At 48.7% G+C, this 25185-nt stretch carries 29 protein-coding genes; 9 read left to right on the forward strand and 20 right to left on the reverse strand.

All coding sequences use genetic code 11. The features are described 5' to 3' along the window. Positions 1–28: 28 nt before the first annotated feature. The 12 genes from rpsO to M0Q40_02935 all read right to left on the reverse strand — a co-directional run bounded on the left by rpsO (position 29) and on the right by M0Q40_02935 (position 9098). Positions 29–301, reverse strand: a complete 273-nt coding sequence (gene rpsO / locus M0Q40_02880) for a 30S ribosomal protein S15 (GenBank protein MCK9221561.1) — start codon at positions 299–301, stop codon at positions 29–31. A gap of 172 nt (positions 302–473) precedes the next feature. Beyond that, entirely contained in the window at positions 474–1391 is a 918-nt protein-coding gene (locus M0Q40_02885) for a bifunctional riboflavin kinase/FAD synthetase (GenBank protein ID MCK9221562.1), read from the reverse strand. A gap of 8 nt (positions 1392–1399) precedes the next feature. Further along, complete coding sequence (gene truB, locus M0Q40_02890; GenBank protein ID MCK9221563.1) at positions 1400–2314, reverse strand: tRNA pseudouridine(55) synthase TruB; 915 nt, start codon at positions 2312–2314, stop codon at positions 1400–1402. After that, positions 2275–3273, reverse strand: a complete 999-nt coding sequence (locus tag M0Q40_02895) for a bifunctional oligoribonuclease/PAP phosphatase NrnA (GenBank protein ID MCK9221564.1) — start codon at positions 3271–3273, stop codon at positions 2275–2277. The genes truB and M0Q40_02895 overlap by 40 nt, the downstream gene beginning before the upstream one ends. Next, on the reverse strand, positions 3242–3610 hold the full coding sequence (rbfA, locus tag M0Q40_02900; GenBank protein ID MCK9221565.1) for a 30S ribosome-binding factor RbfA: 369 nt from the start codon (positions 3608–3610) through the stop codon (positions 3242–3244). The genes M0Q40_02895 and rbfA overlap by 32 nt, the downstream gene beginning before the upstream one ends. 44 nt (positions 3611–3654) lie before the next feature. After that, positions 3655–3936, reverse strand: coding sequence for a DUF503 domain-containing protein (locus M0Q40_02905; protein ID MCK9221566.1), 282 nt, complete (start codon positions 3934–3936; stop codon positions 3655–3657). Between the two features lie 13 nt (positions 3937–3949). Further along, a complete protein-coding gene (gene infB / locus M0Q40_02910; protein MCK9221567.1) occupies positions 3950–5965 on the reverse strand; it encodes a translation initiation factor IF-2 in 2016 nt (671 codons plus the stop codon). A 57-nt stretch (positions 5966–6022) separates the two neighbouring features. Then, positions 6023–6340 carry a ribosomal L7Ae/L30e/S12e/Gadd45 family protein gene (locus M0Q40_02915; GenBank protein ID MCK9221568.1) on the reverse strand — a complete coding sequence of 106 codons (318 nt, stop codon included), beginning with the start codon at positions 6338–6340 and terminating at the stop codon, positions 6023–6025. After that, a complete protein-coding gene (locus tag M0Q40_02920; GenBank protein ID MCK9221569.1) occupies positions 6340–6639 on the reverse strand; it encodes a YlxR family protein in 300 nt (99 codons plus the stop codon). Before M0Q40_02920 ends, M0Q40_02915 begins: the two co-directional genes overlap by 1 nt. A 15-nt stretch (positions 6640–6654) precedes the next feature. After that, entirely contained in the window at positions 6655–8070 is a 1416-nt protein-coding gene (nusA, locus tag M0Q40_02925) for a transcription termination factor NusA (GenBank protein MCK9221570.1), read from the reverse strand. A 65-nt stretch (positions 8071–8135) separates the two neighbouring features. Then, a complete protein-coding gene (locus tag M0Q40_02930; protein ID MCK9221571.1) occupies positions 8136–8594 on the reverse strand; it encodes a ribosome maturation factor RimP in 459 nt (152 codons plus the stop codon). 168 nt (positions 8595–8762) lie between these two features. Further along, positions 8763–9098, reverse strand: coding sequence for a hypothetical protein (locus M0Q40_02935; protein MCK9221572.1), 336 nt, complete (start codon positions 9096–9098; stop codon positions 8763–8765). Positions 9099–9411: 313 nt separating this feature from the next. On the opposite strand from M0Q40_02935, the gene M0Q40_02940 reads away from it, so the two are divergent. Beyond that, a complete protein-coding gene (locus M0Q40_02940) occupies positions 9412–9747 on the forward strand; it encodes a hypothetical protein (GenBank protein MCK9221573.1) in 336 nt (111 codons plus the stop codon). Between the two features lie 16 nt (positions 9748–9763). Beyond that, positions 9764–10288, forward strand: coding sequence for a hypothetical protein (locus M0Q40_02945; protein MCK9221574.1), 525 nt, complete (start codon positions 9764–9766; stop codon positions 10286–10288). On the opposite strand, the gene M0Q40_02950 is transcribed toward M0Q40_02945, so the two are convergent. Further along, positions 10254–11102: a histidinol-phosphatase HisJ family protein gene (locus M0Q40_02950; GenBank protein ID MCK9221575.1), complete on the reverse strand. Its 849-nt coding sequence runs from the start codon at positions 11100–11102 to the stop codon at positions 10254–10256. The two genes, M0Q40_02945 and M0Q40_02950, sit on opposite strands and share 35 nt — an antisense overlap. A gap of 226 nt (positions 11103–11328) precedes the next feature. Here M0Q40_02950 and M0Q40_02955 point away from each other — a divergent pair, with 226 nt between their 5' ends. Continuing rightward, entirely contained in the window at positions 11329–12690 is a 1362-nt protein-coding gene (locus M0Q40_02955; protein MCK9221576.1) for an ATP-binding protein, read from the forward strand. A gap of 60 nt (positions 12691–12750) precedes the next feature. On the opposite strand, the gene M0Q40_02960 is transcribed toward M0Q40_02955, so the two are convergent. After that, entirely contained in the window at positions 12751–13371 is a 621-nt protein-coding gene (locus M0Q40_02960; protein MCK9221577.1) for a metallophosphoesterase, read from the reverse strand. 169 nt (positions 13372–13540) lie between these two features. Here M0Q40_02960 and M0Q40_02965 point away from each other — a divergent pair, with 169 nt between their 5' ends. Further along, positions 13541–14239: an HD domain-containing protein gene (locus M0Q40_02965; GenBank protein ID MCK9221578.1), complete on the forward strand. Its 699-nt coding sequence runs from the start codon at positions 13541–13543 to the stop codon at positions 14237–14239. 59 nt (positions 14240–14298) lie between these two features. Here M0Q40_02965 and M0Q40_02970 read toward each other — a convergent pair whose 3' ends face one another. The 6 genes from M0Q40_02970 to M0Q40_02995 all read right to left on the reverse strand — a co-directional run bounded on the left by M0Q40_02970 (position 14299) and on the right by M0Q40_02995 (position 17268). Then, positions 14299–14874, reverse strand: a complete 576-nt coding sequence (locus M0Q40_02970; GenBank protein ID MCK9221579.1) for a hypothetical protein — start codon at positions 14872–14874, stop codon at positions 14299–14301. Positions 14875–14954: 80 nt separating this feature from the next. Beyond that, a complete protein-coding gene (locus tag M0Q40_02975) occupies positions 14955–15848 on the reverse strand; it encodes a cell wall-active antibiotics response protein (GenBank protein MCK9221580.1) in 894 nt (297 codons plus the stop codon). A gap of 4 nt (positions 15849–15852) precedes the next feature. Continuing rightward, positions 15853–16254: a PspC domain-containing protein gene (locus M0Q40_02980; protein MCK9221581.1), complete on the reverse strand. Its 402-nt coding sequence runs from the start codon at positions 16252–16254 to the stop codon at positions 15853–15855. A 24-nt stretch (positions 16255–16278) separates the two neighbouring features. Beyond that, entirely contained in the window at positions 16279–16509 is a 231-nt protein-coding gene (locus tag M0Q40_02985) for a PspC domain-containing protein (protein ID MCK9221582.1), read from the reverse strand. Between the two features lie 6 nt (positions 16510–16515). Further along, a complete protein-coding gene (locus M0Q40_02990; GenBank protein ID MCK9221583.1) occupies positions 16516–16911 on the reverse strand; it encodes a hypothetical protein in 396 nt (131 codons plus the stop codon). Positions 16912–17016: 105 nt separating this feature from the next. Continuing rightward, entirely contained in the window at positions 17017–17268 is a 252-nt protein-coding gene (locus M0Q40_02995; protein ID MCK9221584.1) for a DUF2007 domain-containing protein, read from the reverse strand. Between the two features lie 186 nt (positions 17269–17454). On the opposite strand from M0Q40_02995, the gene M0Q40_03000 reads away from it, so the two are divergent. The 5 genes from M0Q40_03000 to M0Q40_03020 all read left to right on the forward strand — a co-directional run bounded on the left by M0Q40_03000 (position 17455) and on the right by M0Q40_03020 (position 23958). Further along, positions 17455–19056 carry a radical SAM protein gene (locus M0Q40_03000; protein ID MCK9221585.1) on the forward strand — a complete coding sequence of 534 codons (1602 nt, stop codon included), beginning with the start codon at positions 17455–17457 and terminating at the stop codon, positions 19054–19056. A gap of 233 nt (positions 19057–19289) precedes the next feature. Continuing rightward, the gene (locus M0Q40_03005; GenBank protein MCK9221586.1) at positions 19290–19676 is read left to right on the forward strand and encodes a ParB/Srx family N-terminal domain-containing protein; all 387 of its coding nucleotides are present in this window, start codon (positions 19290–19292) and stop codon (positions 19674–19676) included. 109 nt (positions 19677–19785) lie between these two features. Then, positions 19786–20331: a biotin transporter BioY gene (locus tag M0Q40_03010; protein MCK9221587.1), complete on the forward strand. Its 546-nt coding sequence runs from the start codon at positions 19786–19788 to the stop codon at positions 20329–20331. Positions 20332–20345: 14 nt separating this feature from the next. Next, positions 20346–21707 carry a 23S rRNA (uracil(1939)-C(5))-methyltransferase RlmD gene (gene rlmD, locus M0Q40_03015; GenBank protein MCK9221588.1) on the forward strand — a complete coding sequence of 454 codons (1362 nt, stop codon included), beginning with the start codon at positions 20346–20348 and terminating at the stop codon, positions 21705–21707. A gap of 628 nt (positions 21708–22335) precedes the next feature. Next, the gene (locus M0Q40_03020; GenBank protein ID MCK9221589.1) at positions 22336–23958 is read left to right on the forward strand and encodes an RNA polymerase sigma factor; all 1623 of its coding nucleotides are present in this window, start codon (positions 22336–22338) and stop codon (positions 23956–23958) included. Positions 23959–25185: the final 1227 nt, after the last annotated feature.

The raw sequence follows: 25185 nt of genomic DNA on the forward strand, positions 1-25185 counted from the left end.
GAAAAAGAGCGGGAAAACCTCCCGCTCTTTATTGTTGCCTCAGTCCTAGTTTCTCCGTTAAGGCCCGATATCTTTCAATATCTTTTGACCGTAGGTAACGAAGTAAACCTCTTCGTTGTCCGATCATCTTATACAGACCTCTACGTGAATGATGGTCGTTTTCGTGATTGACCAAATGGGTAGTCAGATTGTTAATCTGAGCTGTTAGAAGTGCGATCTGCACCTCCGGTGACCCGGTATCAGTCTCATGTACCTGATAGGTCTTCAGAATCTCTTCTTTCCGTTCTTTTGACAGCGACAACTTCCCTCACCTCCTAATCTCCCAAGGAATGACTCTCCTTCGGCAAGTGGATCCCCCCAAGCCAAGGATAACGTCGAGGGAATCGTCCTCCCTAGCTAAAGGTTCTTTGATCCTATCATTCATTCTACTATCTCCATTGGGCTACGTCAATCTTTGGCTGCTTTATTCATTTCTAGCGCCGGCCAAAAAAGGCGCGCACAACCTCCACGTCCCGACGAATCTGCTCAAACAATTCCGCTTCACTATTGAATCTGCATTGAGAGCGCAAGTAATCGTAAAAATAAACCGTAATCTCATCATCGTATAGATCCAACTGTTGGTCCAAGACATGAACCTCAATGGCCCGCTCCTTCCCGGCAAAGGTCGGTTTGCTACCAATACTGACAATAGCAGGCAACTTCGTTCCAGTATCCGGGGCCGCTCCCAAATCCACCGATGCCACATATACTCCATCCTTGGGTATTAGCATTTCCCCTGGGATCCGAAGATTAGCCGTGGGAACCTGCCAGCGTCTTGCCCGTCCATCCCCATAGATCACAGTACCTACAAGATAAAAGGGTCGGCCGAGAAGATCTGCTACCTGCCTCAGGCGACCATTGGCAATCAGATTACGGATCACCGTACTAGATACCTTCACCCCATCGATTTCCACCGGCGGCACAGATAAAACCTTGATCCCATGTTGGTCCCCAAGGGTGCGGAGGGTCCTCACATCACCACGGCCTCCCCTTCCAAAGGTATAATCATAGCCCACCACGATCTCCTGCATCATCACTTTGCCGACGAGGATCTGCTCAAAGAAGGCCTGTGGTTCCATGGCGGCATACTCCGGCGTAAAGGGTTCCACCAAAACCCGGTCCACCCCACAAGAGTGGATTAGTCGCCTACGTTCAGTAAGGGAGTTAATCAGTTTTGGGACCCTGCCTCCAAGCACCACCAGCGGGTGAGGTTCAAAGGTTAGGACCAATGATTCGGTGTGAAGTGTTCTCGCTCGAAGAACCGTCTGCTCCAAGATCCTGCGGTGCCCTAGGTGGACTCCATCAAAAACGCCCAGGGCAGCTACGGGCCCCCGCATCGTTTGACTTGACATAACAGCAATCAATCCCTGTGGAATACTTTTTTCGGCTGTAGATAGTGCCTGGATAGAACACCAATACCCAAAAGAAAGCCAGTACCACTACAAAACACTCCATACTCCCCCTCGGCATACACCGACTCTAGTTCGAGAGGGACACCGTGGACAAACCTGTCCTTTTGTTCTTGGGTCAACATAATTTTCGGCATGTGGGAAATAGCTACTTGGGGATTATTAAGCGTTGCCTCTGCTGCCTGTCCGTTCCCAATCTCTTCTAGACATACGCTCTCTACCAGGGAAAAAGGACCCACCCTCGTCCGCACGAGAAAGGACATATAGGCTCCACAGCCAAGGAGCTTGCCAATATCATAGCATAAAGAACGGATATATGTACCACTAGAACACTCCACATCAATAAAGCAGGATGAAATCCTCTCTTGGTCAGGAAGCAGCTCCTTAACCACTCTGAGTTTACTGATGTGTACCCTACGGGGTTTGGGGGTCACCTTAACGCCCTCCCGGGCCAACTCGTACAGACGTCTCCCCCCGACTCTAAGGGCTGAATAGGCCGGAGGCGTCTGGTAGATCTCCCCTTGGAAACTAGCTAGGACCTGTTCTAGGTCCTCCATATTTACTTTACAATCCGGGTAACGTTCAATGACCTCACCCTGGGCATCATAGGTATCTGTGACCATACCAAAGGTGAGCTCAGCACGATAGCTCTTAGTACATTGATGCAGATACTCCACAAGCCTAGTAGCCCATCCTACGGCGATGGGTAATACACCGGCCGCCCCAGGATCCAAAGTGCCCGCGTGCCCTACCCTTTTCATATCCAAGGTTCTGCGCACATAGGATACAACAGCGGCGGAACTCATTCCCGGTGGTTTCAACACATTTATAAAGCCTGACAGGTTCTTTTGATAACCTTGGTGCATACTTCCTGTAAACTCCCCTTCACAGTACAGCCAGAAGCGACTACATGGCCGCCCCCTCCGAATTCAGAGGCAATACTACCCACATCAACCCTACCGGTGGAACGCAGGCTCACACCCACGGTCCCGTCGGTTTTCTCCTTAAACAAAATACCCACTTCTACACCGATCACCATCCGCGTATAGTCCACGATTCCTTCTAACTCCTCTTCGCTGGCACCACTAACACGAAGATCCTCCTGGGTAATGGCAGTTGATGCCACCTTTCCCGAAGCATCAAGTCGCAACCTGGAAAGGGCGAGGCTGAGGATCCGGAAATAGGATAGGGGTTTTCTCATAAAAAGGTTGGTAGCAACATCCGCCGGATCGGCACCGGCTTCCACTAAACTGGCCGCCACCTTAAAAACACGGGCCTTTGTGTTAGAAAAACGAAACCCACCGGTATCTCCCGCTAGGGCAATGTAGAGAAAGGTCGCAAGCCTTTGATCCAAAGAAACCCCCAAAGTCTTCACAAGATGAAATACCAGTTCTCCGCAGGCAGCAGCTTCCGGCTCCACCAAACGATAAGTTGCCTTGGTAACATTGCTTGGATGGTGATCAATATTCACAATCACCGGGGCATTCTGGGTGAAGGCGGCAAACTCCCCGGTCCTACTACTTTCACAATCGAGGACAATCACAGGGTGGGGCCACGGATCCGTAGGTAGATCTTCGGGTCCGTGGATGGGCTCTTCCCCAATCGCGAATTGGTAAAAGCCTGCGTCGGATAGGAAAACCTTAACCTGCTTTCCTAGCCTCCGCAAAGCATAGGCCAAAGCTAGACTTGAACCAACACTATCCGCATCAGGGCGCTCGTGACTGAAGATGAGATAGTGATCACCTTCCCGCAAAAGGGAGGCAATCTCCTCTAGTTGCTGTCTGATTCCTAGTTCATTCATCGGACTGCGTTCCCTTTTGCGCATCATCCAGTTCCCTCAGTAAGGAGAAGATCCGAGCGCCCCGCTCGATGGATTCATCAAAAACAAAGGAGATCTCCGGCGTGTGACGGAGACGGATCCGCTTACCAAGCTCACTGCGCACAAAGCCCGTCGCCGAAGATAATCCTTCCATGGTGGTTTTACGGCTTTCTTCGTCACCGTAGACGCTGACAAAAATCTTCACCTGGCGCAAATCACCGGTAACCTCCACATCGGTGACAGTGACGAATCCCACCCGGGGATCCTTCAGATTGCGCATGATAATATCACTAGCTTCCTGCCGAACAGCTTCTCTTACCTTCTCGGCCCGCTGGACTGTCATTTGAGCCAACTCCCTTCTGGTTCCTATCATTCATCTGGCCCAAGTCACAAAACATCGATGGTGATCGATGGGATTTCCACGGGGAAATACCCTTCAATAAAGCGAACTACTGTCTCTAAGGATTCCCGGGCAAAGGCAGCTGAGCTACCTACAACAGCAATACCAAGTACCCCTTGGCGCCACACATCCTGCAAATCCACTTCTGCAATTGAGACATTAAACTTGGAGCGAACCCGCCCTGTAATTGAGCTGAGTAGTCGCCGTTTGTCCTTGAGAGAATTATTCTGCTGCATGGTCAATTGGATCCTGCCCACGGCTACAAACATTGTCTTCCCCTTATTAGTCCAAAGTCCGCTTAATTGCCTCTAGGACGTAGACCTCGATAATATCACCCTGTTTAACATCGTGGAAATTATCTAGGCCAACTCCACACTCATAGCCCGCATTTACTTCCCGTACGTCGTCTTTGAAACGTCTTAGGGAAACGATCTGTCCATCGTAGATGACAACGTTATCCCGTAGCACCCGGGCCTTGGCATTACGGGTAATCTTACCATCCTTGACATAACAACCGGCAATCATGCCCGCCTTTGGTACCTTGAAGGTATCCCTTACCTCCGCATGTCCGAGTTCAGCCTCTTTGTACTCCGGATCCAATAATCCTTCCATGGCGGCCTTAATCTCGTCGAGGGCCTCATAGATCACCCGGTGCAAACGAATGTCAATGCCCTTTTGCTCCGCAGATCGACGGGCTGCTGCATCAGGTCTGACATTAAACCCAATAATAATACCGTCAGAGGCATCGGCTAAGTTCACGTCGGTCTCGCTGATCGCACCTGTCCCACTGTGTAGCACCCCCACGCGCACCTCATCTGTTGCTAGTTTCTGCAAGGAGTTGCACAAAGCTTCAACAGATCCTTGTACGTCAGCCTTAACAATAAGCCGAAGCTCCTTTACCTCACCCTGTTTTACCCGGCTGTACAGGTCCGTCAAAGTCAACCGAGAGGAACGCCAATCCTCGGTCTGTTTCTCCTGGAGACGTCCATTAGCAATATCCCTTGCCTTCCGACTAGAGGACACAGCCTCAAAAACATCCCCAGCTTCAGGCACCTCCGATAGTCCCAGAACTAAAACTGGAGTAGATGGGCCAGCGCTACTGAGGTTCTTGCCTCGATGATCAAGGAGTGCCCGGACCTTACCAGTGGCTGTGCCTGCCACCACATAGTCCCCAAGTCTAAGGGTACCTTGTCGGATGAGTACCGTCGCCACCGGTCCCCGTCCCTTATCTAGCTCCGCTTCAACTACCGAGCCTAAGGCCGGCCGGTTGGCATCGGCGCGTAAATCCTCCATCTCCGCGACCAATAAAACCATTTCCAGAAGGCTGTCAAGACCTTCTTTCTGCAGGGCAGAAACGCTCACGGTAACAGTATCCCCACCCCAGTCGTCCGGTACTAATCCATGTTCACTTAGCTGCTGCTTTACCCGGTCGGGATTTGCGGTGGGCTTATCGCTCTTATTGATCGCCACGATGATTGGCACATTGGCGGCCTTAGCATGGTTGATTGCTTCTACCGTCTGGGGCATAATCCCATCATCAGCAGCAACCACCAAAATGACCACGTCCGTGACTTGAGCACCCCGAGCGCGCATTTCTGCAAAGGCGGCATGCCCCGGTGTATCCAAGAAAGTAATCTTCTTTCCCAAAAGGTCCACCTGATAGGCTCCGATGTGTTGCGTAATACCTCCGGCCTCGCCTTCGGCCACCTTCGTCTCCCGAATAGCATCGAGCAAGGTTGTTTTTCCATGATCCACATGGCCTAGGATCGTCACCACTGGGGGTCTTGGTTCTAGGCGATGGGCTTCGATCTGGAGGTTACCGAAATCCACCGTGGCTTCAACCTCCTGTTGCTTCACTGCAAAGCCAGCGCGAGTGGCCACTTCCTTGGCTGCTTCCTGATCAATAACTTGGTTAATGCCAGCCATAACCCCTAGTTCCATTAGCTTTTTGATCAGCTCCGCCGGACGCATCGAAAGCTTATCCGCAAGTTCCCGGACGGTAATGGTCTTGGGCAAGACAATACTCTCGACTGGTTCTGTCTTTCGCTTGGTCTGTTCGGTAGGCTGCTGATTGTTACCCTTAGTAGTTTTCCCAGGCTTACGCTTTTCTGAACGTTCTTTGGCACCTTCCTCTTCGTCGGCCACATCAAAATGCTCTTTTATTAGATCCACGATTTCATCGTCAATAGTACTCATATGATTTTTAACATCGGCCCCTAAATCATCTAGGAATTCAACCAATTCCTTACTGGGTATCCCTAGTTCCTTAGCTAATTCATAAATCCTCGTTTTTTGCATGAGTATCACCCCTATAGCAACATTATGATCGTAACATTATGCTTTCGCCCTCCATATCTAGCATTTTCCCGCTTCCCCTGCTGCATTTAGCAGAGAAGCTGCAAATTGCTGATCTAAAATGCACAGCACAACTCGTTTCGGTTTTCCAATAGCCCTTGCCAATAGCTCACTGGCTCCACCTCTGATCACTGGGACTTTTTTACGTAACGCCAATCCTTCAAAAAACTCCTTAGTGTTGGGCGCTGCATCATCTGCAATCACCACCAAGTAAGCATTGCCCTTGTTCATATTTACCTCACAAGTGTTATAGCCTGAACACACTTTCCCAGCGGCTTGGCAAAATCCCAAGAGACTGTAGAAACTTCGCGGTAGCATTAGCGCTCCTGCTTCCCCAGACCGACAATATCTGCCCGCAGAATCGTATGGCGCAACCGGGCTAACTCCTCAGGATCCAGGGAACATCCAAGGGCACGTTCGATGCCTTTCCTGCTAATGACAAGTTCCAGACATTCCTCGGTGGGACAAATATATGCTCCCCGGCCGGACCGTTTGCCCGTTAAATCCATCAGCACTTCCCCTTCGGGGGTGCGTACAATCCGCACTAGGGACCTTTTATCCTTGGTCATGCGACATGCAATACACGTCCTTTGGGGAATCCGCGTTTTTGCACCCATGGAATCCCTCCTATCTTAACGAAAGTCATTGGGATCTAGATCAGCTAGACTGCGAAGGACACTCTCCTCATCATCCCCATCATCCTCTTGTTGTTTGTCGTTTTTCCTGCGGGACTTCTTCACCTTTTTCGCCGCATTCATCCGTTGCATGAACTTCCGCATGGCAATAGACATACCGTCTTGGTCATCTGCGCCAAGGTCATCGAAGACTTCATCCAATTCCACTTCGGTCTCAGGTTCCGCCTCAGCTGAGATGTCCTCCTCAATGGACTCAGGGCCTACTCCCTCTAAGATAGCCTCATCCAAGGCTTCTTCCTCCGCAGGTTCTGCCACTGGCGGTTTCTCCTCCACAGGCTCATCAGTGGAAACATTGCCAAAGATCTGCCGTTCTGCCAGCTCCTGCATTTCGCTTTCACTTTTGATATCTATTTTCCACCCGGTTAGCTTTGCTGCCAATCTGGCGTTTTGACCCTCTTTCCCAATGGCAAGGGACAGTTGGTTATCCGGAACAACTGCCCGGGCCTGCTTTTCCTTGGAATTAATGATCACCTTACTGACCTTCGCCGGACTAAGGGCCCGGGCCACAAAGGATCCCGGATCCGGATGGTAGGAAATAATGTCGATCTTTTCTCCTCTGAGCTCTCGCACGACCGTTTGTACCCGCATACCTCGAGTCCCTACACAGGCTCCCACCGGGTCAACCTTTGGATCCCGGGAGGAGACGGCAATCTTAGAACGGTTACCCGCTTCCCGTGCTACTGCATTGATCTCCACAATACCATCATGGATCTCGGGCACTTCCAGCTCAAATAAACGGCGAAGTAAATCCGGATGTGTCCGGGAGACAATAACCTGGGGTCCCTTGGTGGTTTTTCGCACCTCTACGATATATACCTTAAGTCGGATTCCCTGATTGTACGGTTCGTGGCGAATCTGATCAGATGGTAGAAGCAACCCCTCGGTCTTACCTAGATCTACGATGACATTAGCACCCTCATGACGATAGACTATACAGGTGACAATGTCCCCTTCACGGTTGGAGAACTCATCATAAATGGCACTCCGTTCCGCCTCCCGGATCCGCTGCACAACAACTTGCTTGGCGTTCTGGGCGGCTATGCGGCCAAAATCCTTGGGTGTTACTTCAGTCTCCACCATATCTCCTACTTCATAGCGGGGATCGATTCTTTTGGCTTCCTCTAAGGAGATCTCATCCTCCCCAGCCTCAACCTCCTCTACCACTGCCTTACGGGCATAGACCTTAATCGAACCTGTGGATTCTTCGATATTAACGGACACATTTTGATTATTGCCGTAATCCTTTTTGTATGCGGAGAGAATAGCCGCCTCAATTGCCTCATAAAGGACCTCCCGGGATATTCCCCGTTCCTTTTCCAGTTCTCTAAGCGCTCCAATTAAATCAGCGTTCATTACAATAACTCCTTCCAAGAATATGGGCGCTTACCTTCGGCGCCAAGTTTATTCGGGGCCACATATTAGAACTCGTAAACCAAGTTTGCTTTCGATACCTGCTTAAAGGGTACAGAGTATAGTTTTCCATCAATACTCATCTTCAACACGGTATCATCGATCTCCACAAGCTCGCCCTTGAAATTCTTCCGGCCGTCAATAGGACCGTACGTCCTGACCCGGATCTGACTACCAACGACCTTCTGGAAATGCTCCAACTTCCTCAGGGGCCGTTCTAAACCCGGGGATGATACTTCAAATTCATAGGGGGTGGCAATGGGATCTCTTTCATCAAGCCGAGGTCCTAAAATTGTACTAATATCTTGGCAGTCATCCACCGTGATACCGCCTTCTTTATCCACATAGACCCTTAAGGCTGCACCATTCCTACCTGAACCGAATTCAACATCCACCAGTTCATACTGCGGATCAATTACCTCCGCAAAAAGCTCCTCAACGAGAGCAACAATATCCTTGGCCTTCATGTTCCACACTCCTTAAGACTCCCTGCCCTGATAATACGAAAGAGTGGGTATCCACCCACTCTTTCGCAAAGCAAACCCCTATTCGCAAAGTCAAAAACTAACAACTACTGACCACAACAACATAATTACCATTAGTATTATAGCATCGGTTGCCCCCCGATGCAAGTACTACTTGCAGCTGTGTAACAGGCGTAGGATCTCCTTAAGAACCATGGCACAGTTTGTGCTTCCTGCAATTTCACCGATGCGGTGCGCAATCATCAGCAGTCCTTGGCGGATTTCACAGACCGAATAGTCCTCGGTCAATGATCCTGGCCGATCCATACACTGGGCTAACCCCTTCAAGAATTCAAGATCAGCTGCGTCTAGCTCTTTAAGTACTTGAAGGACAAGTTCCTCGTTTTCCATCACTTCGTAGCCAGTTTCATAGACCGACAGGACATCTTCTAAAGTGAAATCACCGTTTCTGCCCAGTGGTTGATTTAAGCTCAATTCTCTGCTCACATCAGTCCCTCCAAGTGCATCACCATTTGCTGACACTTTACAATTTTCAGGATGTGAGTTACGCCTAGCACGAAAACATCCAATCGCCCAGATGTGCCAAGCCCTTTATTTGCTTTTATTATACACTGTCCGAGAAAAGAGGGCAACTTCTATAAAGCCCACTTTCTAGCAAACACAGTTAATGTATAATCTTGCCTGTATTCTTGAAGAAGGCTATAATGAACTTAGCAAATCTCACATAGCCACATGCCGATAAAACCGCTGGTCCTTGGGGCATAATATTCCCACACCTGATAAGTGAGGATGGGACTTTATGCTTCTTGTTAGACTCTTAGGCCGGTTCGGAGCCTGCTTCTTGGCACTTTACTTTTTGCTTCCTTTTTATGCCAGTGCCCGGGAACTGGTCCGGCTTGTGCTGGTGTTGGCCGTTATGCTCTGGCTGTTTCTCGTCAATGATCGCGTGTTTGCTAGGTTGGAGCCATGGTCTTTAATGATTGTCGATGGTCAAAGTGCAGCATTCATACCTTTCATCGTAGGGCGGTTTGTTATTAGCTTACGCCTAAGCTTGTTTGCTGCGTTGTTCCTAGGAGTAATCGTGGCAGCAACAGAGTGGGTAGTGTACCGGATCTACCCAAGGAAGGATGATTAATCAGGAGGTTAATACCGTGGAGACACTGCTCAAATTCCTTACCGAGATCCGTAATGACCTAGACTCCGTTTCCGCGGTTTTGGCGCCAACGTATCGCGAAATGGAGCATCTGTTAGTTAGACTTTGCCGCATGGACCCAAGAAATGTGCCCCAAGCAATTGTCCTAGAGCTTAGGGAGTTGTGCCACAAGACGCCCTTGGGCCAAGATATCTGCTACGAGTACAGTCTAAGCCAAGAACCGGATCCCAAACCCGTGTTCTTCACCAAGGAACAGACTACCCTGCCCGGTCTCGGTAAAGACACGATCGTCAGGGAACTGGCCCGACAGCTCCCCAACATCAATACCCTTCCGAAGTTATCTGCCCTAAGCGATGAAGATTTTATGCACTACCTTGGGGTAGTAATCCAAAGGTCTAACTACCACTACACCCGGACGGGGGTCTCCCCGGAAAAACGAGTCAGAGTCCTGTTTGCCGCAAGACTCCTTTTACAACTGCACCATGAGGTCACAACGGCTTTAATGCAGGCTGACGCTGGGTAAAGGTGCAAACCTCGGTATATCCTGCCTGCAGAGCCCATGTTCTTGCCTTTGAGACCAAAAGACCCACCTCGTCAATTCCATGGCCATCGGAACCAAGTACAATGGGAACTTCTCTTTGTTTGCACAGAAACAGCATTGGCAAACTGGGATAAATCTCTTTTACCGGCTTTCGTAATCCAGCGGCATTTACCTCCACGGCCACTCCCGCCCTTTGAAACTCCTCGGCACACCGCCTTGCCAAAACTAGTCCTAGATCACTGTCCGGCCTTGCGCCAAACTTCTTGACTAGGTCCACATGGGCAATAGCATCGAAAAGCCCACAGTGGGCAGCAGCAATCACCAGCTCGGTGTAATCCTCGTAAACCTGATTGACATCCTGCTCGGGCCATCCGCTATCTTTGGAGTAGTCAACTGCAAAACCATCAAGGAAGTGCACCGAACCTAGCACATAATCCCAAGGGTAATCGGCTAGCAGGTCTTTAATCAGTTTCTCTGCCTGGGGAAAGTAATCTACTTCAATACCTAGTTTCACCGGAAGGCCAGCTTCTTTGGCCCCCTGGACCGCCTGCACGTAATCGGTTAACCAACCGGTTGGCGTCTCTTGGAGCCACTGCCAGACTCTACTGTCTGCTTTACCCTCCAGTGGGCTAAAGAGATGTTTTGCTTCAATAAAACGGTTAATATGCTCTGTAACGGCCAATTCCTCAATACCCTTAGCTTTAGCCCGTTCCGCACATTCTATGATATCAGGGGCTTGGTAGGTCACTGGCCCAACGCTGTCGCGATGCAAATGAAAATGGTAATCCACCAGCATATTCTCACCTCAATCGGTATAATACCAGATCATCTAGGCAGCATTCAAAAGCGTCTTTGCTAGCAACCAAAAGCAATCAGGCGTAAAGAGAAGACTGGTTGGGATAGTTTGAATTCTTTAACCCACCACATCCCCTTGTCCCAAACCAAGCCAGGGGGCGATCCTCCTTGTCATCCCCGCCTACAGACTGTATAATCGTCTTAGCCTAAGGGTTGGAGGTTTGATCATGAGTGAGCGCCTACTACGACAAGCACGTCTTGCTTTCTTTCAACTGAGCATTTACCGAAACCTCAAAGGAGATCCGATCTACCAAAGCTTTGGTAATGTCCTCTATGGAATCAAGAAAGACGGCCTCAGTGTGGAAGAGCTGAGCTTTGAGTATAGCGAATTGACCGCTTTATTGGCCGAGGAATACGAACTGAAAGCTGAACCCATCATCGGTAATCTGTGGCAGAACCATTTGCTAGAACTAATCCTATCCGATGAGAATGTTCTTAGTAAGAAATTGCAGTCCACCGAGCTTGAGGATATCAGTCCGGGACTGCAAGCTGTAGTAAAGTCAGATTTACGTTGTCTGCAGATCCTATCACAAATTGATTCAAAGCTGCTCTTGGAGCAGATAGAAAAACGGGTAAAAAGTGACTTTGCCTACGATGATCCTACATCGGATGTGCCCTGCGGAGACTGGCACGATTTCACACCGCTCAAACACACCGTTCAGGATGATGATAAGGTATGGACGAAACAGCAATTGCTGAAGAAATCCTGCTGGGAAGATGCCTTGCCGCTTTTAGCAAAATACTATAAAGAGAAGGGTACCGGAATCTTCTCCAAGTACCAGGCCTTTCGTTGGGTAGTGGAGAATGGTCGTGGGGAACTATGGCCACTTACCCACACTGACCCGGTGCGCTTGGATCAGTTGGTGGACTACGAGGAGCAAAAACGGCTAATCACAACTAACACCGAAAGTTTCTTGGCTGGTTATCCGGCAAATAACGCGTTACTTTTCGGCGGCCGAGGAACAGGCAAATCCTCTACAGTAAAGGCCCTACTTAATGAATACCGGGATACGGATCTGCGGATGATCGAGGTGAGCAAGGAGGATCTGGTCTACTTCCCTGTTCTTGCGGAAATGCTACGGGGACAACGTTACCGGTTCATCGTCTTTATTGACGATCTTTCCTTCGAGGAGGGAGAAACCCAGTACAAGGGCCTGAAAGCCGCCCTAGAAGGCGGGCTAACTCCTCGTCCAGAGAATGTCTTAATCTATGCCACCTCAAACCGAAGGCATCTGATCGCCGAATACTTCGATGACCAACAGGTCCATCCCCAGGACAGCACCCAGGAGAAGCTCTCTTTGGCTGATCGGTTTGGCCTCCGGATTCTCTACCCCAACCTTGATCAGAAAATGTACCTGAACATCGTCGACGCCTTGGCCACGGAAAGCAAGCTGGAAATGGACCGAGAACGCTTACACAAAATGGCCCTCCAGTGGCAAATGCAGTACAACGGCCCCTCAGGACGAACTGCCCGTCAGTTTATCACTCACCTGATCGGGAACACCACCGCAAAGCGTTACGTTAGCTAGTTTAATGCCAGAAAAGAGGTCAAGGACCCTGTGATGGACCAGATTTCTGGCATCCGAGCCCTACACCTCGATTACATAGTACCCGGATACATTAATGACCTTGGTGTTGTTTACTTCGGTTAGGCGATCCCGGTTTAGGAACACAATCCGGGTATGTCCGTGTAGAAAGTAGCGGGGTGAGTAGCGGGTAATCAGGTCGCGGAAAATGGTAAAGCCGCGGTGCACGTGATCCTTACCCTCATGTACCCCCGCCGGTGGTGCATGGGTGACGATAATATCTACTCCTTGATGCTTCCGCAGCTGCCGCCGTAATTTGAATACCTGCCACCGCATTTGCCGCTCGGTACGCTGCACCCCTTCACCATTGTAATATCTACTTCCCTCAAGCCCTAAGATCCGCAGGCCCTTATACACCACAAGCTTGTCTGAGATATCGTCGCATCCTTCGGGAGGACGCTCATCGTAGTGGGCATCATGGTTGCCCCGGACATAGAAGAGCGGAGCGTTGATCATGGTGACTAAAAAGGATAAATACCGGCTGTCTAAATCGCCGCATGAAATAACTAGATCGATATCAGTCCACTTTTCCCGATCAAAGTGATCGTATAAATAGGCATGGGGGTAATCACTTACAGCAAGGATCTTCAATGGTTTAGATGCTTGTCTATCTTCAGTGCTCATCCTATTCCTCCGTCCACCCCCGCAAGAACCAGGAGTCTGTACGAGGATTATACCACAAACTGCTTTTGCCGGGTAGTTTCCTCAAAACGCTTCCTAGTCCATAGGCATTGTTGAGGGACTAAGTGTGTGCTAGAATGTAGAAGTGAAACTAGGGGCAGGAGGGTTTTGAATGATCACTTTTCAACAAATCAAGGATAATCCGGATTTTCGCCTAATGATTGAAAAGGCCAATGAGTACCTAACGACCCGAGGGTATACCGAGCATGGTATGCGCCACGTTAACTACGTATCTCGGGTGACCGCCTACATCCTACAATCATTGGGTTATCCCGCCCGTACTGTGGAATTGGGTGCCATCACAGGCTACTTACACGATATTGGTAATATGCATAACCGGAAGTACCACGGACCTACAGGTGCAAATATAGTCTTTCATGAGCTTCGGAAACTGGATATGCCTCTAGAGGAGATCACCCAGATTACCACCGCCATCGCAAACCATGAAGAGGAGATTGGACATCCGGTAAGCCCTATCTCGGCAGCACTGATTATTGCGGATAAGAGTGATGCCCATCGGACCCGGACCAATAAGAAGAACTCCACTGACATCCATGACCGGGTAAACCTAGCCATTAGTCAGTCGAAGGTTACCGTAGATGAACCAAATCAGATCATTGCCCTAGAGATCGAGTTTGACAATCGTATCTGCCAGGTAATGGACTATTTCACCATCTATCTGTCCCGGATGGATATGTGTAAAAGAGCAGCTGATTTACTAGGGTGTCGTTTTCGTCTGGTCATTAACGGCTTAGAAATGTTAGGTCATGTAGGAAGCAAAGCAACCTTACGGGTCCAAAGCGGCGCCTAATCGCAACAAGAATGCAATACAGGTCAAAAACGCCTCCAAAACATGGAGGCGTCGCCAGCCTAAATCTGTATGTTTTTGACCTCGACACTGATATCATCAATGTAGAATGTAAAATCATCATGGTACTCTGGATTAAGCCCCAAAGCCACCCAAATCACGCCATATTGGTCCAGCTCTAATATGGTCTCATACTCATATACCCGCCAACTACGAGAGCCTTCTGGGTAATCAAGTCTTTGAAATTCCTGAATATTTGCCGGGGCCCTCGTTCCGACATAGGCCCGGGCGTCCCAAAACATACTCTGATCTTCGGTATATAGGGCAAACTTAATCACTACCTGGACCTGGGCATAGGAGAAAGCCTCTAGGGGCTTTTCTATCCACAGCGCGTAGGGTCTTTCGGATAGGCTCTTGTAAAATGATGCCTTAAGAGCATAATCACCGCTTCGCGCATATCGTGTATCCCGCTCCAGTCTCCACGGATTCTGGTATCCGGAAACAGCGGGATCAACCCAGACCTCCCACCTTCCCCGATCATCTTCGAATCCATATTCATCTGAAAACAAGATCTTTACTTCACAGCCAGCAGTAATAACAACTAGTATAACCAACACTATGGGCAACAACCGTCGCATGATACCAACTCCTTTCCCCATAAATCTAGACGACGGAAAACTAACACCGTTTTTGTATATACCCAAGCTCCGTAATCTGATTAGTACCGTTCCAGGCCAATTTTGGCCACACCTGTATTCAGTGAAATGGTGTACTTCGTACCGGCAATAGAATAACCTTCGTCCATCCACGTTCTATCATCGATCTGTAAGAGCCCTTTTTGGAAGTTCTTGGCGGTGATTCCGCCTTTACTAATAACCTTTACTCCGGCATTACGTGGCACCCGAATGGTCACATTGCCCACCCCGCCGTTTATGTTGATACTTGCCTCAACCTGGGAATCCCCGAGGATAATATCCAGATCTCCTGCGCCCACGTCCACATTCATGCTCTTCACCACTGCAGAACGTAGATCCGCCTCTAGCTTACCAGCACCCATCTTGATCACTAAGTGCCAGGGAACCTGATTAGCAATAAACACCTCACCCTTAGCACGACGGGAGCCACCAAAAAACCAGTCTTTCCTCGGAAGAGACAGGGAGTACTCAGCGACGCTACCGATGCGGGTTACCTCCCACCTTGGCGCCTGGTCGTAGACCGAGAAGGTGGAGTTAACCATCTGCAATGAGGGCTCTGCCTTCACCTCCAGGCTACCTGCGGGAATATCCATGTGCAACCGACCCTCGGAAACATCACCGGGAAACCCATCACTAAAGGTGCTGCGTTGCACCTCGTGCACATCCCCCACATAGAAGAAAACCCAGAAAAACACACCAAACCCCAATGCTATCACCAGAAGAACCAATAAGATTGTCCCCAAAATGGAACGCCGCTTGCCCACAAGAAGACTAAACCCAAGTAGGATCAATAGAGCCGGCCAAGCTCGATACAAACTTGACCAGATGGACCAGCTCAGCATCCCTAGGTTGTTAAGTAGCAATATGCTACCTAGAAACAATAGCAGAATTCCACCAAATAAACGTGAGGGGGCCATATCCCTATTCCTTTCTCGTGCTGTTCACGATTAATGCGATTCCACAGACAATTAGTGCCGCCGGCCAGAAGAACTTCCTGAACCGAATGAACACAACTCCAGGCACGAAATTTCGTACTAGGAATAATAGGCCAAGAAGCATTAAGATTATGCCTATTACCTGCTGGGAAGACATCCGGCTTTCATTGTCTGTGCGACTAGCAGTTGGTTCTACGGGTCCAAAACCAGATGACTCGGGAATAATAATCACAGCTACGATGTACGCGATTAACCCCACACCGGTAAACAAAAGGATAACCCATAACAAGCGGATGAGTACAGGATCAACGTCTAGATATTCAGCCAACCCTCCGGCGACACCACCGATCATCCGGTCAGTTCTAGATCTATAAAGCCTCTTTGCCAAAACCCTCGCCCCTTACCATGTCAATTAGTTGTCATCGACTTTTGCATCGTGGATATCTATGGTATCCCATTCCGGTTCCTCGGGAATAATAATCCAAGCAGCAATGTAGAAGATTAGTCCTGCTCCCCAGTACAATGACGCGATCACCCAGAGTAACCGGACAAGACTCGGGTCGATGGAGAAATATCGAGCAATTCCTCCGGCAACACCGCCTAGCTTTTTATCAGTGCGGGAACGGTATATCTTCTTTGACATATACTTTCAACCCTTTCCTATGTGGGTTCTCAATTCAATCATCAGACCCAACAGGTGTTTAAAATTCATCACCCGACATGACGCATTCTGCTCACATCGCTCGGTTAAGAATTTGTCTTCGGTGACAAGAATATCAGCATACTCTTGCGCAGTGTGCAGGATAATCTCATCCGGCATTGCGGTGCTAGCCTCAGGAGTAGCGACTACAAGGCGCGGCACTGTTTGCAGCTGACTGCGTTTTCTCCCATCGGAAATGGCGGCTATCTCCCCTTCTTGAATTGGGGTAGAAAGAAACCTAAGATAACCTCGTCTTATTATGGGTAGAAAATGGGGCAAAACATCATCTGCTGCGACCAAGTCAAAGGCATTGCTATCTAGCATCACTTTTACGGGAAATTCCAATCTTCAAACCCCTAAATCAATCACTAGCTTACCCTACAGGTTAAGCTTACTACAGGATGAGGGACTTTTCAACTATGTTGGAGCCTTTAAACAAAGCCGGAAATGCTAGTAGCCTTGTTCCTCTTCACCCTCATCTGTCACTACATCCTTAAGAATGTCCAGAGCTTGTTTCTCATCTTCTTCCCGCACCAATAGTTTGATCCCACCAAAGGCAAAAACGGCCCCTGGGTAGACCTGGGCAATACTCTCATTTTTAAGTACCGAGGGGATCCCGCTAGAATCCAGTCTTGTCTTCGCTAGGTCTGCTGCCACTAGGTTGTTGTACTCACCAACCACTACAAGTTTTCCGCTGAGCATCCTTGACACCTCCGAATAGTAGATATTCATACCGTTCCTGGTCTTACTGTATAGAAGAGGTCTTACTAATATATTATTAGCTTTCCATCAAATTTTCTCCTTTATCTTACGGGAAATGGAGGTGGTAGAGAATGAGAATCTGTGATAGATTAAGTAGTGTCTATCACCTACCCTGGAGGATTTAGTGTGCGCGACGTTACAATTCTGGACGGCTATATCGACGAACCATCTTGTTTAGGTGTTCCACCATACCTATCACCCCATATCCGCTATATGTATGGAGCCTGCCGGGATGCTGGCGCAACGTCTATTGACTATTTTACCATCGACCAGATCAGAGCCAAGCTGAAAGACTGGGCCGCTGAACAACAGGGGCGTTTGGTGGTGATTGTGTGTGGAACCCCGGTTCCCGGTCGCTATCTGGGAGGTCGACCGATTAGCATCGCAGAATTGACTAAGCTGGCCGGGTTTTTGCATGACTATGGCGTCCTGACATATCTATCCGGACCCTTAGCCGAACTTGGATTGTCTGTGCCAAGCATTGAGCACTACACAGGTGAAGCGGCGGCCTTAGATGTATACCGGGTATTACAAGGCCCCGTCTTAGATGAACCCTTTGTCGCATCCCTGGCGCGCTGGGCGATCCTAGGAGCGGAGGTTGTGCTCAAACATCCTAACTTCCCTAAAGTAGTCTGTGAACTGGAAACCTTTCGGGGATGCCTGCGCAACCAAGGGTGTACCTTCTGCAGCGAGCGGTTGAAAACCGTGCGTTATGTACGCCGGGTTCCTGACATCATTGCCGAAGTCAAGATCCTCTACGAATATGGAATTCGCCATTTTCGCCTCGGCTGTCAACCGGATCTCCTCTCCTTCGGTAGAACCGGCCACAAGTTGGGAGTTAAGACTATCACTAGTCTGTATGAGGGTATCCGGCATGTAGCTCCCGATCTAAAAATGCTCCACATGGATAATGTCAACCCCACCACCGTTGCTACGCACCCGGAATGCAAAGACATCATCAGGACCATTGTTAAGCACAATACCCCCCAGGATGTGGCATCCTTCGGTCTTGAATCAGCTGACCCTGCGGTATTGGTAGCAAACAACATTGGCACTTCACCGAGACTTGCTCAGGATGCCATCAGGATCATAAACGAAATCGGAGGAGTAAGAGAAGCTGGTTTATGCAAATTATTACCAGGGATCAATTTTCTCCACGGTCTACAGGGCGAAACCAAGGCGACCTATGAGATTAACCTCTCCTATTTACAGCAAATCCGTGATCAAGGGCTGCTGCTTAGGCGGATCAATGTAAGGCAAGTACGCCCTGTGGGGGGTTACACCCCGCAGAAAGTTGATAAATTCCGGTTCAAGCAATATAAGCAAACCATCAATGAACAAATTAATAAACCGATGCTCCAACAGCTCTACCCCATCGGCACCGTGTTGGAGGATGTGATCATGGAAGCCTCCGAAGGCCCAATCACCTTCGGTAGACAACTGGGCAGTTATCCCATTCGGGTGGGAGTACCAGGAAACTACCCCCTGGGCACCCCATTAACAGTGAAGATAATTGACCACGGTTTTCGTTCCATCACTGGCATTAGGATACCTTTCGCGATTAACCAAGCTTCCCTACAGGAACTGGAGAGTATCCCCGGCTTAGGGAAAAAACGGGCCCGGCGCATTTTCCTTAACCTACCAATTCAAGGCCCGGCTCATCTAGCCGAAGTACTTGATCCCCAGGCCCCATTGGAGTTATTAATCAACCTAATTGACGGATACTAATCCTTTACTTACCCTGCTATTCCCTCAATTACCTGATTCCAACTTACATTAGGTCCCTAGAACCGTTTCTGACCTGAATCATGATACATATTCTGTTTTTAACGCCAAAAACCTACTTTAGACCCTTGCATTTACCGTGGTTTAATATTAGAATATACATGGCGGGGAGAAATTTGTCCCGCGGGTACCAGTTTGTACCCACTAGCATTTTTTGCGAAAGGAGGAATGTAAAAATGTTGTTCCGTCGAAAGAAAGTGTTGTCTTTTGACCAGGAAAGGACCAAATACCCTGTGTTATATCGACGAGCACTTGGGGTTCACCCGGTTGAAGTTGATAGGATCGTTGGAAGCGTTGGCCGTTCCCATGATATTGATGCTGACTTCCGGTTTAAAGGGATTTTCAGCAAAGAGCGGTCCCACAATATTTCCCGTGCTATGGAACGCGGCGAACCCTTTGCCGCCATTAAGGTATATGAACTGAATGGGAAGTATTATGTACTGGACGGGCATCATCGTGTAGGTGCAGCCAAAAAACTTGGTCAAGAATTCCTAGATGCTGATATTACCCAGTTCATCCCCAGTGGGTCCAGTCATCGCACTCAGGCCGGGAATCCGGCCTGACCCTTCTTTTATTTTATTCTTCATTGTCAACCCACTTACAATTGCCGGTTGACAAGTCCCGCGTATAGCAGTACAATACTCCCAAGATAAGCCTCTGGGAGATGATTCAATGCATTTTAGCACCCTTGACATCACAAAAGTTGGGCTGTTTGCTGCTTTTGCAGTTATCGCGGCCATGCTCTTGCGCTTCGCTGCAGATATTGTTCCCTTCAGTCTACTGCCCTTTGTAGCCATATTTGCTGGTACGGTCCTCGGTAAAAAGTTGAGTTCGGTGAGCATGTTCCTGTATATTCTCCTTGGACTGATTGGTCTTCCTGTCTTTGCAGCTCCGCCCTTTGGTGGCATTGCCTATGTGCTGAATCCCACCTTTGGTTTTCTCCTCGGTTTTGTTCTGGCGGCCTACACAGCCGGACTAATCCTTGAGAAGTTCGGCAGGACCTATGTCAATTACTTGGTTGCATCGATAGCCGGTATCTTGGTAATATATCTTATTGGGATCCCTTATTTAGCACTGATCTTACATTTTTACATGGGGCAGGCTATCAGCCTCAATCAGGTTTTGAAGATTGGTTTCTACCCTTTTATTCCTTTGGATCTGATTAAGGCGGTGATTAGCTCAGTTTTGGCCTATCGGATCAAACGACGCCTCCCCTAGGAGGAGAGAGTTTCATGAACCTTAGACCCGGACAATTACTCAGCCTACGGGCCAATGACCTAAATGATATCGGTCAAGGAGTTGGGCGCATAGACAATATGGTCGTCTTCGTTGATGGACTACTCCCTGACGAAGAGGCAGAAGTTGAGATCACTTTGGTGAAAAAGAACTACGCCACGGCAGTTATCCGGCGAATCACCACACCATCGGTACAACGGGTGATACCTCAATGTCCTACATACCCCCAGTGTGGTGGGTGTCAGGTTAGTCATCTCTCCTACCAGGGACAGCTTGCCTACAAAGAGAGTAAAGTCCGCAAGGCGCTAACCCGCATCGGAGGGCTTCAGCTAGACGAAAGGGTGTTCAAGCCAATTGTACCCAGTAACCCCTTTGGTTACCGAAATAAGGCACAGTATCCGGTGGATACGATCGACGAAAAGATAGTGATGGGCTTTTACGAACGGGATAGCCATCGGATCATTCCGTGTATCGATTGCCCACCCCAGCATCCCCTCAGTGCTAGATTAGTCCAGGTACTACCTGGTATCCTTCAACACCTTGGCATCAGTTGCTACGACCAAAAAACGGGCTCCGGTCTGATTCGTCATGCCGTCTCCCGGGTCAGTTTCTCCCATAACGAACTGTTGCTAGTTCTTGTGGTAAACTCACCCAAACCCCTCCCCCGTAAAGAGCAGCTAACCCGCCAACTCCGAAGAGCAATCCCCGAGTTGGTAGGTATTGTACAGAACGTAAACATTGACAATACAAACAGGATCCTCGGTCAGCAGTCCTTCCTCCTTGACGGTCGGGATCACATATTTGAAAAGTTGGGTACCTATGAGTTCATTATTTCGGCCACCTCTTTCTTTCAGATAAACCCCCTACAAGCAAGAAGACTATACGATACAGTGAAGGATGCAATTGAGCCTTCCACCAAGACCGTTGTGGATGCCTATTGTGGAACTGGAACCATCGGCATTTACGTCAGTGACCAAGTGCAAAAGGTTATCGGGATTGAGGAGCATCCGTCCTCGATACTTGATGCATTAAGGAATGCCAAGCATAACCAAGTGGACAACTGCCAGTTCCACACGGGAAAAGTAGAAAGAATCCTCCCTACCCTACTCCCTAGAGAACACGTTGATCTGCTGCTTGTGGATCCACCCCGTAGGGGCTGTGCTCCCGAAGTAATTGATGCCCTTTTGCACAACAATATTCCAAATCTAATCTACGTATCCTGCAACCCAGCATCATTGGCCAGGGACCTTTCCTATCTAACTCAAGGCGGATACCAAGTGCAGAGGGTTGTCCCCGTAGACATGTTCCCGCAAACATCCCATGTGGAGTGTGTGGTATTGATAGCCAAGACTGGTTAATAATGGGACTTAAGAAGTGGCGCGAATACGACCCATGCAAAGATGCAGGTGATGTTTCTTGGTATGGATGGAACGTGGAAACAGATCGAAATATTTTCAAGGCTTTAATTTCGCAATACCGGTCGAGCGATTACCTGTTGTTCTTGCTATACTGGATAGCTGGAAGTGGAGAATGGAATTATCGGACAAAGCCAAATCTGTAAGCAGAATGCAACATTGCACATTTGGATGAGGATATTACGCTGGATGCAGCAAATATCATGCCGCCCGAATGTTCAAGGACCTGACAGGTCGAATGCCCTTTGAAACCATACGCGCCCTACGGCTAACCAAAGCGGCGCAGGCCTTGCAGTCTTTCGACGAAAGAGTAGTGGATGTGGCAATAGACAGCGGCTTCTAGCGTGAGGTTGGATTGAAGTGCCTATATGATCGTAATGGAACCACTTATTACCTGATTTCACAGAAATCTACTCAGCAAATAGGAATGCTGAAATCGGCAAAGGCAAAAGAGAGTCTAATTCCAGAAGTCTATCATCGTACCAAAGGTTCGGATTTGGGCGGTTCTATTTCCCAACCTTTCTTCAAGTCATGTGTCTATATAGGTGAAAGCTTTCAAGGAGATCAGATAATGGAACAAAGAACAGCCGAACAGATCGCAACTGAGTTCATGAAGCCGATTTATGGGTTTTGCCTAAAACGATGCGCAAACCCGCAGGATGCAGAGGATTTGACGCAAGAGATCTGCCTAAGAATGTATCGCACGTTGCTAGAACGCGATGACATTGAGTCGATCGACCGTTTTGTATGGACAGTCGCACATAACGCACTGGCCAACTACTACCGTGGGAGACAAAGAAGCGGTATAGGTGCACCCATGGAGGAACTCTTAGAAACATTGCCCTCCAATGATGATGTCTTCCTTAGTGTGGTTCAGAGGGAAACACAGGCAAAACTCCATGCCGAGATTGCTTATTTAGCCAAGCTACAAAGACAGATCGTAATCATGTATTATTACGAAAACAAAAAGCAGGCTGAAATAGCTAAAGCGCTAGATTTACCACTGGGGACTGTAAAGTGGCATCTGTTCGAAGCAAAGAGGGATCTGAAAAGGGGTATGAGGACGATGAGAAATCCTAGCGAACTGAAATTCGACCCGATTAGATTTGGACTATGCGGATTCAGTGGGTCAATCGGTACCAAAGGCGGAAGTAACAACTTTTTCCGTGGTACACTCCCGCAGAACATTGTTTATTTAGTACGACACGATGCAAAAACAGTCAATGAAATTGCCCAATGTCTCGGTGTCTCTCCCGTTTTTGTGGAGAGTGAAGCGGAGTATCTTGAGGAGTACGGATTTCTGTTTCGACAAGGCACTAGATACCTAGCTAACATGCTCATCGATGAACCGACCACAGAGCAAAACCTGATGCAAAGCAACATGTACCAACAAGCGGCAAGATTATTTGCAAACGAGTTGTATGACGAGCTGATTACGAGCGGTGCTCTAAATGATCAGGGTGTATTCTTTCCCAATAACGATCACAATTTTGCGCAGTGGTCTCTGATTCCATACATTGCTGCATATAGCGGGGAGAAGGATGCTTCGATTTCGTTTGAGGAGGTTGCGACAATTCGTCCCGACGGTGGACACAACATTACCTACGCCTCAATATTCAATCCTAATATGGAACCGCCCAAATACATGGAAAGTATGAAGAACTGGTGCGGGCCCTGCTGGAACGGTAACCATGACCTACTTCTATGGACGATCGATACAGAGTGGTCAACCAAGCGAATTGGCGATAGCTACCAAGAAACGGTAAAACGGGATCTATCTTTGTTCGAGCGGTTTATGAGTGGAGATCAGCTTTCTCCAGATGAGTTCGCTTACATGGCTGAAAAAGGGTATCTCACAACTAATGGCAAACCTGACGAGTTCTTCACAGCATCACTGCAAATTGTGTGGCTCAACAATGAGGCAAAGCAGAGATTGCTGGGGATCGGCGAGGGAATCAAAGAGAAGTACCGGGCAAAATTTGATGAACTAAAAGCTCCGTTTGTCTCGTTAGTCTTGGAGAACACTCCCAAGCATCTGCGGAAAATGCAGAGCTACACAATGCAGTATATTTTTCATGCCGACGGATGGTTCATCTTGCACTGCTTGAAGGAGCTTGTTGGAAATGGCAAACTCAAGTTACCCACTGAAGAACAAAAGAGATCGCTAACCACGATAATTGTGACGGGTAGATGATGAAAGGCAATTGTAGGTTGGTCACCGCAGACATTTCCCGGGATGTGTCACGACCCATTCTTGGTCCCATCGAGGGGACCAAGAATGGGTATGGAGATATGGTTATTATCAGCATTGAAAGGTACCAACGACGCTTGTCGTAAGCCCAAGGTCGCCGAGGAGCGGGTGGCTGAAGAAAGAACCCTCACATGGAGAGACTTTTTTGAAGGGTACAAAAGACAAATACAATGTGTAGCTTGATATCAACCCGGTTTTGTTGTGAGCAACCATTCTTCAGGAAAAACGCCCGAGCATGCGCTCGTTAATGAACGACGTGGATCGCGGGAAAAGTCCAAGAAATTGTCCGCACCCCCTTCCCTAAACTTCTCGATTGCCAAACACAGAAATCAGGCTCCGGGGATCGCAGTTTTCGGTCTGTCATTCATTTCACTCTTTGCTGGGATGCTAACTGCTAAGAACAAAACCAGCTCACTTGTTCACATCCCCACTTACGTCCAGCGATTTCCTCCTCCGGTATACGCTTCCGCTGCTACCCATGAACACACTACAGATTACCGTGTGCTTGTTCGTCGCATTCTTTCTTGGATTGACCATTAGTATGAATGTACCACTCGCAATCGTAGTGTTAATCCCAGCCGCCGTTTTGTTTATTGGGATCGCTTACTTTCTGGTAGTTTGCTCAACGACAAGCAAGTCGGCGATGTCTGTGGTGCCTTGTTAACCAATCTAAACGCATGGCTTTCTGGCACTTGGTTTGATCTTGATTTGGTCGGTAGCCATCCTGTTGTTTACTACCAAGATGAATAGTGACAATGTCTAAATGCCAAGAGCTTAGTACACATACCTGGCCGCGCCGTACGACAGGCTGCTCTTAGTCTCCAAAGAACATCCGCAAAACTCGATGGCCTAGCCATTCACTCAGATCTATCCCGGGCCCAACAGTATCTCTTCAATACCCTGTGCAGTCCCAGACCCTTAGCATTACCTATCGGGCCTGGGATTTCCAACGATTTCCCTGTGAAATATCACTCCCAGCAGTTATTTTTCAAAATACCACGATTATCCCTTGCATTTAATTGGGTTTCATAATAAGATATAGAAGGCGGGGAGAAATTTATCCCGCGGGTCGGTCTTCGACCCACTATAGCCACACTGATTTAGAAAGGAGGATCCGATATGTTATTTCGTCGTCAGAACAAAGTGCTATCTTTCGAGCAAGAAAGGACC

Source organism: Limnochordia bacterium (assembly GCA_023230925.1).
Classification (GTDB): Bacteria; Bacillota; Limnochordia; order DUMW01; family DUMW01; genus JALNWK01.

Coding starts and splice junctions, on each gene's coding strand:
- M0Q40_02905 (MCK9221566.1), bottom strand. CDS start 3,936: ATGTTTGTAGCCGTGGGCAGGATCCAATTGACCATGCAGCAGAATAAT.
- M0Q40_02985 (MCK9221582.1), bottom strand. CDS start 16,509: ATGTCAAAGAAGATATACCGTTCCCGCACTGATAAAAAGCTAGGCGGT.
- M0Q40_02995 (MCK9221584.1), bottom strand. CDS start 17,268: ATGCTCAGCGGAAAACTTGTAGTGGTTGGTGAGTACAACAACCTAGTG.
- M0Q40_02950 (MCK9221575.1), bottom strand. CDS start 11,102: ATGCTGGTGGATTACCATTTTCATTTGCATCGCGACAGCGTTGGGCCA.
- truB (MCK9221563.1), bottom strand. CDS start 2,314: ATGCACCAAGGTTATCAAAAGAACCTGTCAGGCTTTATAAATGTGTTG.
- M0Q40_03010 (MCK9221587.1), top strand. CDS start 19,786: ATGCATTTTAGCACCCTTGACATCACAAAAGTTGGGCTGTTTGCTGCT.
- M0Q40_02970 (MCK9221579.1), bottom strand. CDS start 14,874: ATGCGACGGTTGTTGCCCATAGTGTTGGTTATACTAGTTGTTATTACT.
- M0Q40_02895 (MCK9221564.1), bottom strand. CDS start 3,273: ATGCGCAAAAGGGAACGCAGTCCGATGAATGAACTAGGAATCAGACAG.
- M0Q40_03005 (MCK9221586.1), top strand. CDS start 19,290: ATGTTGTTCCGTCGAAAGAAAGTGTTGTCTTTTGACCAGGAAAGGACC.
- M0Q40_02975 (MCK9221580.1), bottom strand. CDS start 15,848: ATGGCCCCCTCACGTTTATTTGGTGGAATTCTGCTATTGTTTCTAGGT.
- M0Q40_02940 (MCK9221573.1), top strand. CDS start 9,412: ATGCTTCTTGTTAGACTCTTAGGCCGGTTCGGAGCCTGCTTCTTGGCA.
- infB (MCK9221567.1), bottom strand. CDS start 5,965: ATGCAAAAAACGAGGATTTATGAATTAGCTAAGGAACTAGGGATACCC.
- rbfA (MCK9221565.1), bottom strand. CDS start 3,610: ATGACAGTCCAGCGGGCCGAGAAGGTAAGAGAAGCTGTTCGGCAGGAA.
- nusA (MCK9221570.1), bottom strand. CDS start 8,070: ATGAACGCTGATTTAATTGGAGCGCTTAGAGAACTGGAAAAGGAACGG.
- M0Q40_03020 (MCK9221589.1), top strand. CDS start 22,336: ATGGAACAAAGAACAGCCGAACAGATCGCAACTGAGTTCATGAAGCCG.
- M0Q40_02960 (MCK9221577.1), bottom strand. CDS start 13,371: ATGAGCACTGAAGATAGACAAGCATCTAAACCATTGAAGATCCTTGCT.
- M0Q40_02920 (MCK9221569.1), bottom strand. CDS start 6,639: ATGGGTGCAAAAACGCGGATTCCCCAAAGGACGTGTATTGCATGTCGC.
- M0Q40_02915 (MCK9221568.1), bottom strand. CDS start 6,340: ATGCTACCGCGAAGTTTCTACAGTCTCTTGGGATTTTGCCAAGCCGCT.
- M0Q40_02930 (MCK9221571.1), bottom strand. CDS start 8,594: ATGAAGGCCAAGGATATTGTTGCTCTCGTTGAGGAGCTTTTTGCGGAG.
- M0Q40_02965 (MCK9221578.1), top strand. CDS start 13,541: ATGATCACTTTTCAACAAATCAAGGATAATCCGGATTTTCGCCTAATG.
- M0Q40_02955 (MCK9221576.1), top strand. CDS start 11,329: ATGAGTGAGCGCCTACTACGACAAGCACGTCTTGCTTTCTTTCAACTG.
- rlmD (MCK9221588.1), top strand. CDS start 20,346: ATGAACCTTAGACCCGGACAATTACTCAGCCTACGGGCCAATGACCTA.
- M0Q40_02885 (MCK9221562.1), bottom strand. CDS start 1,391: ATGTCAAGTCAAACGATGCGGGGGCCCGTAGCTGCCCTGGGCGTTTTT.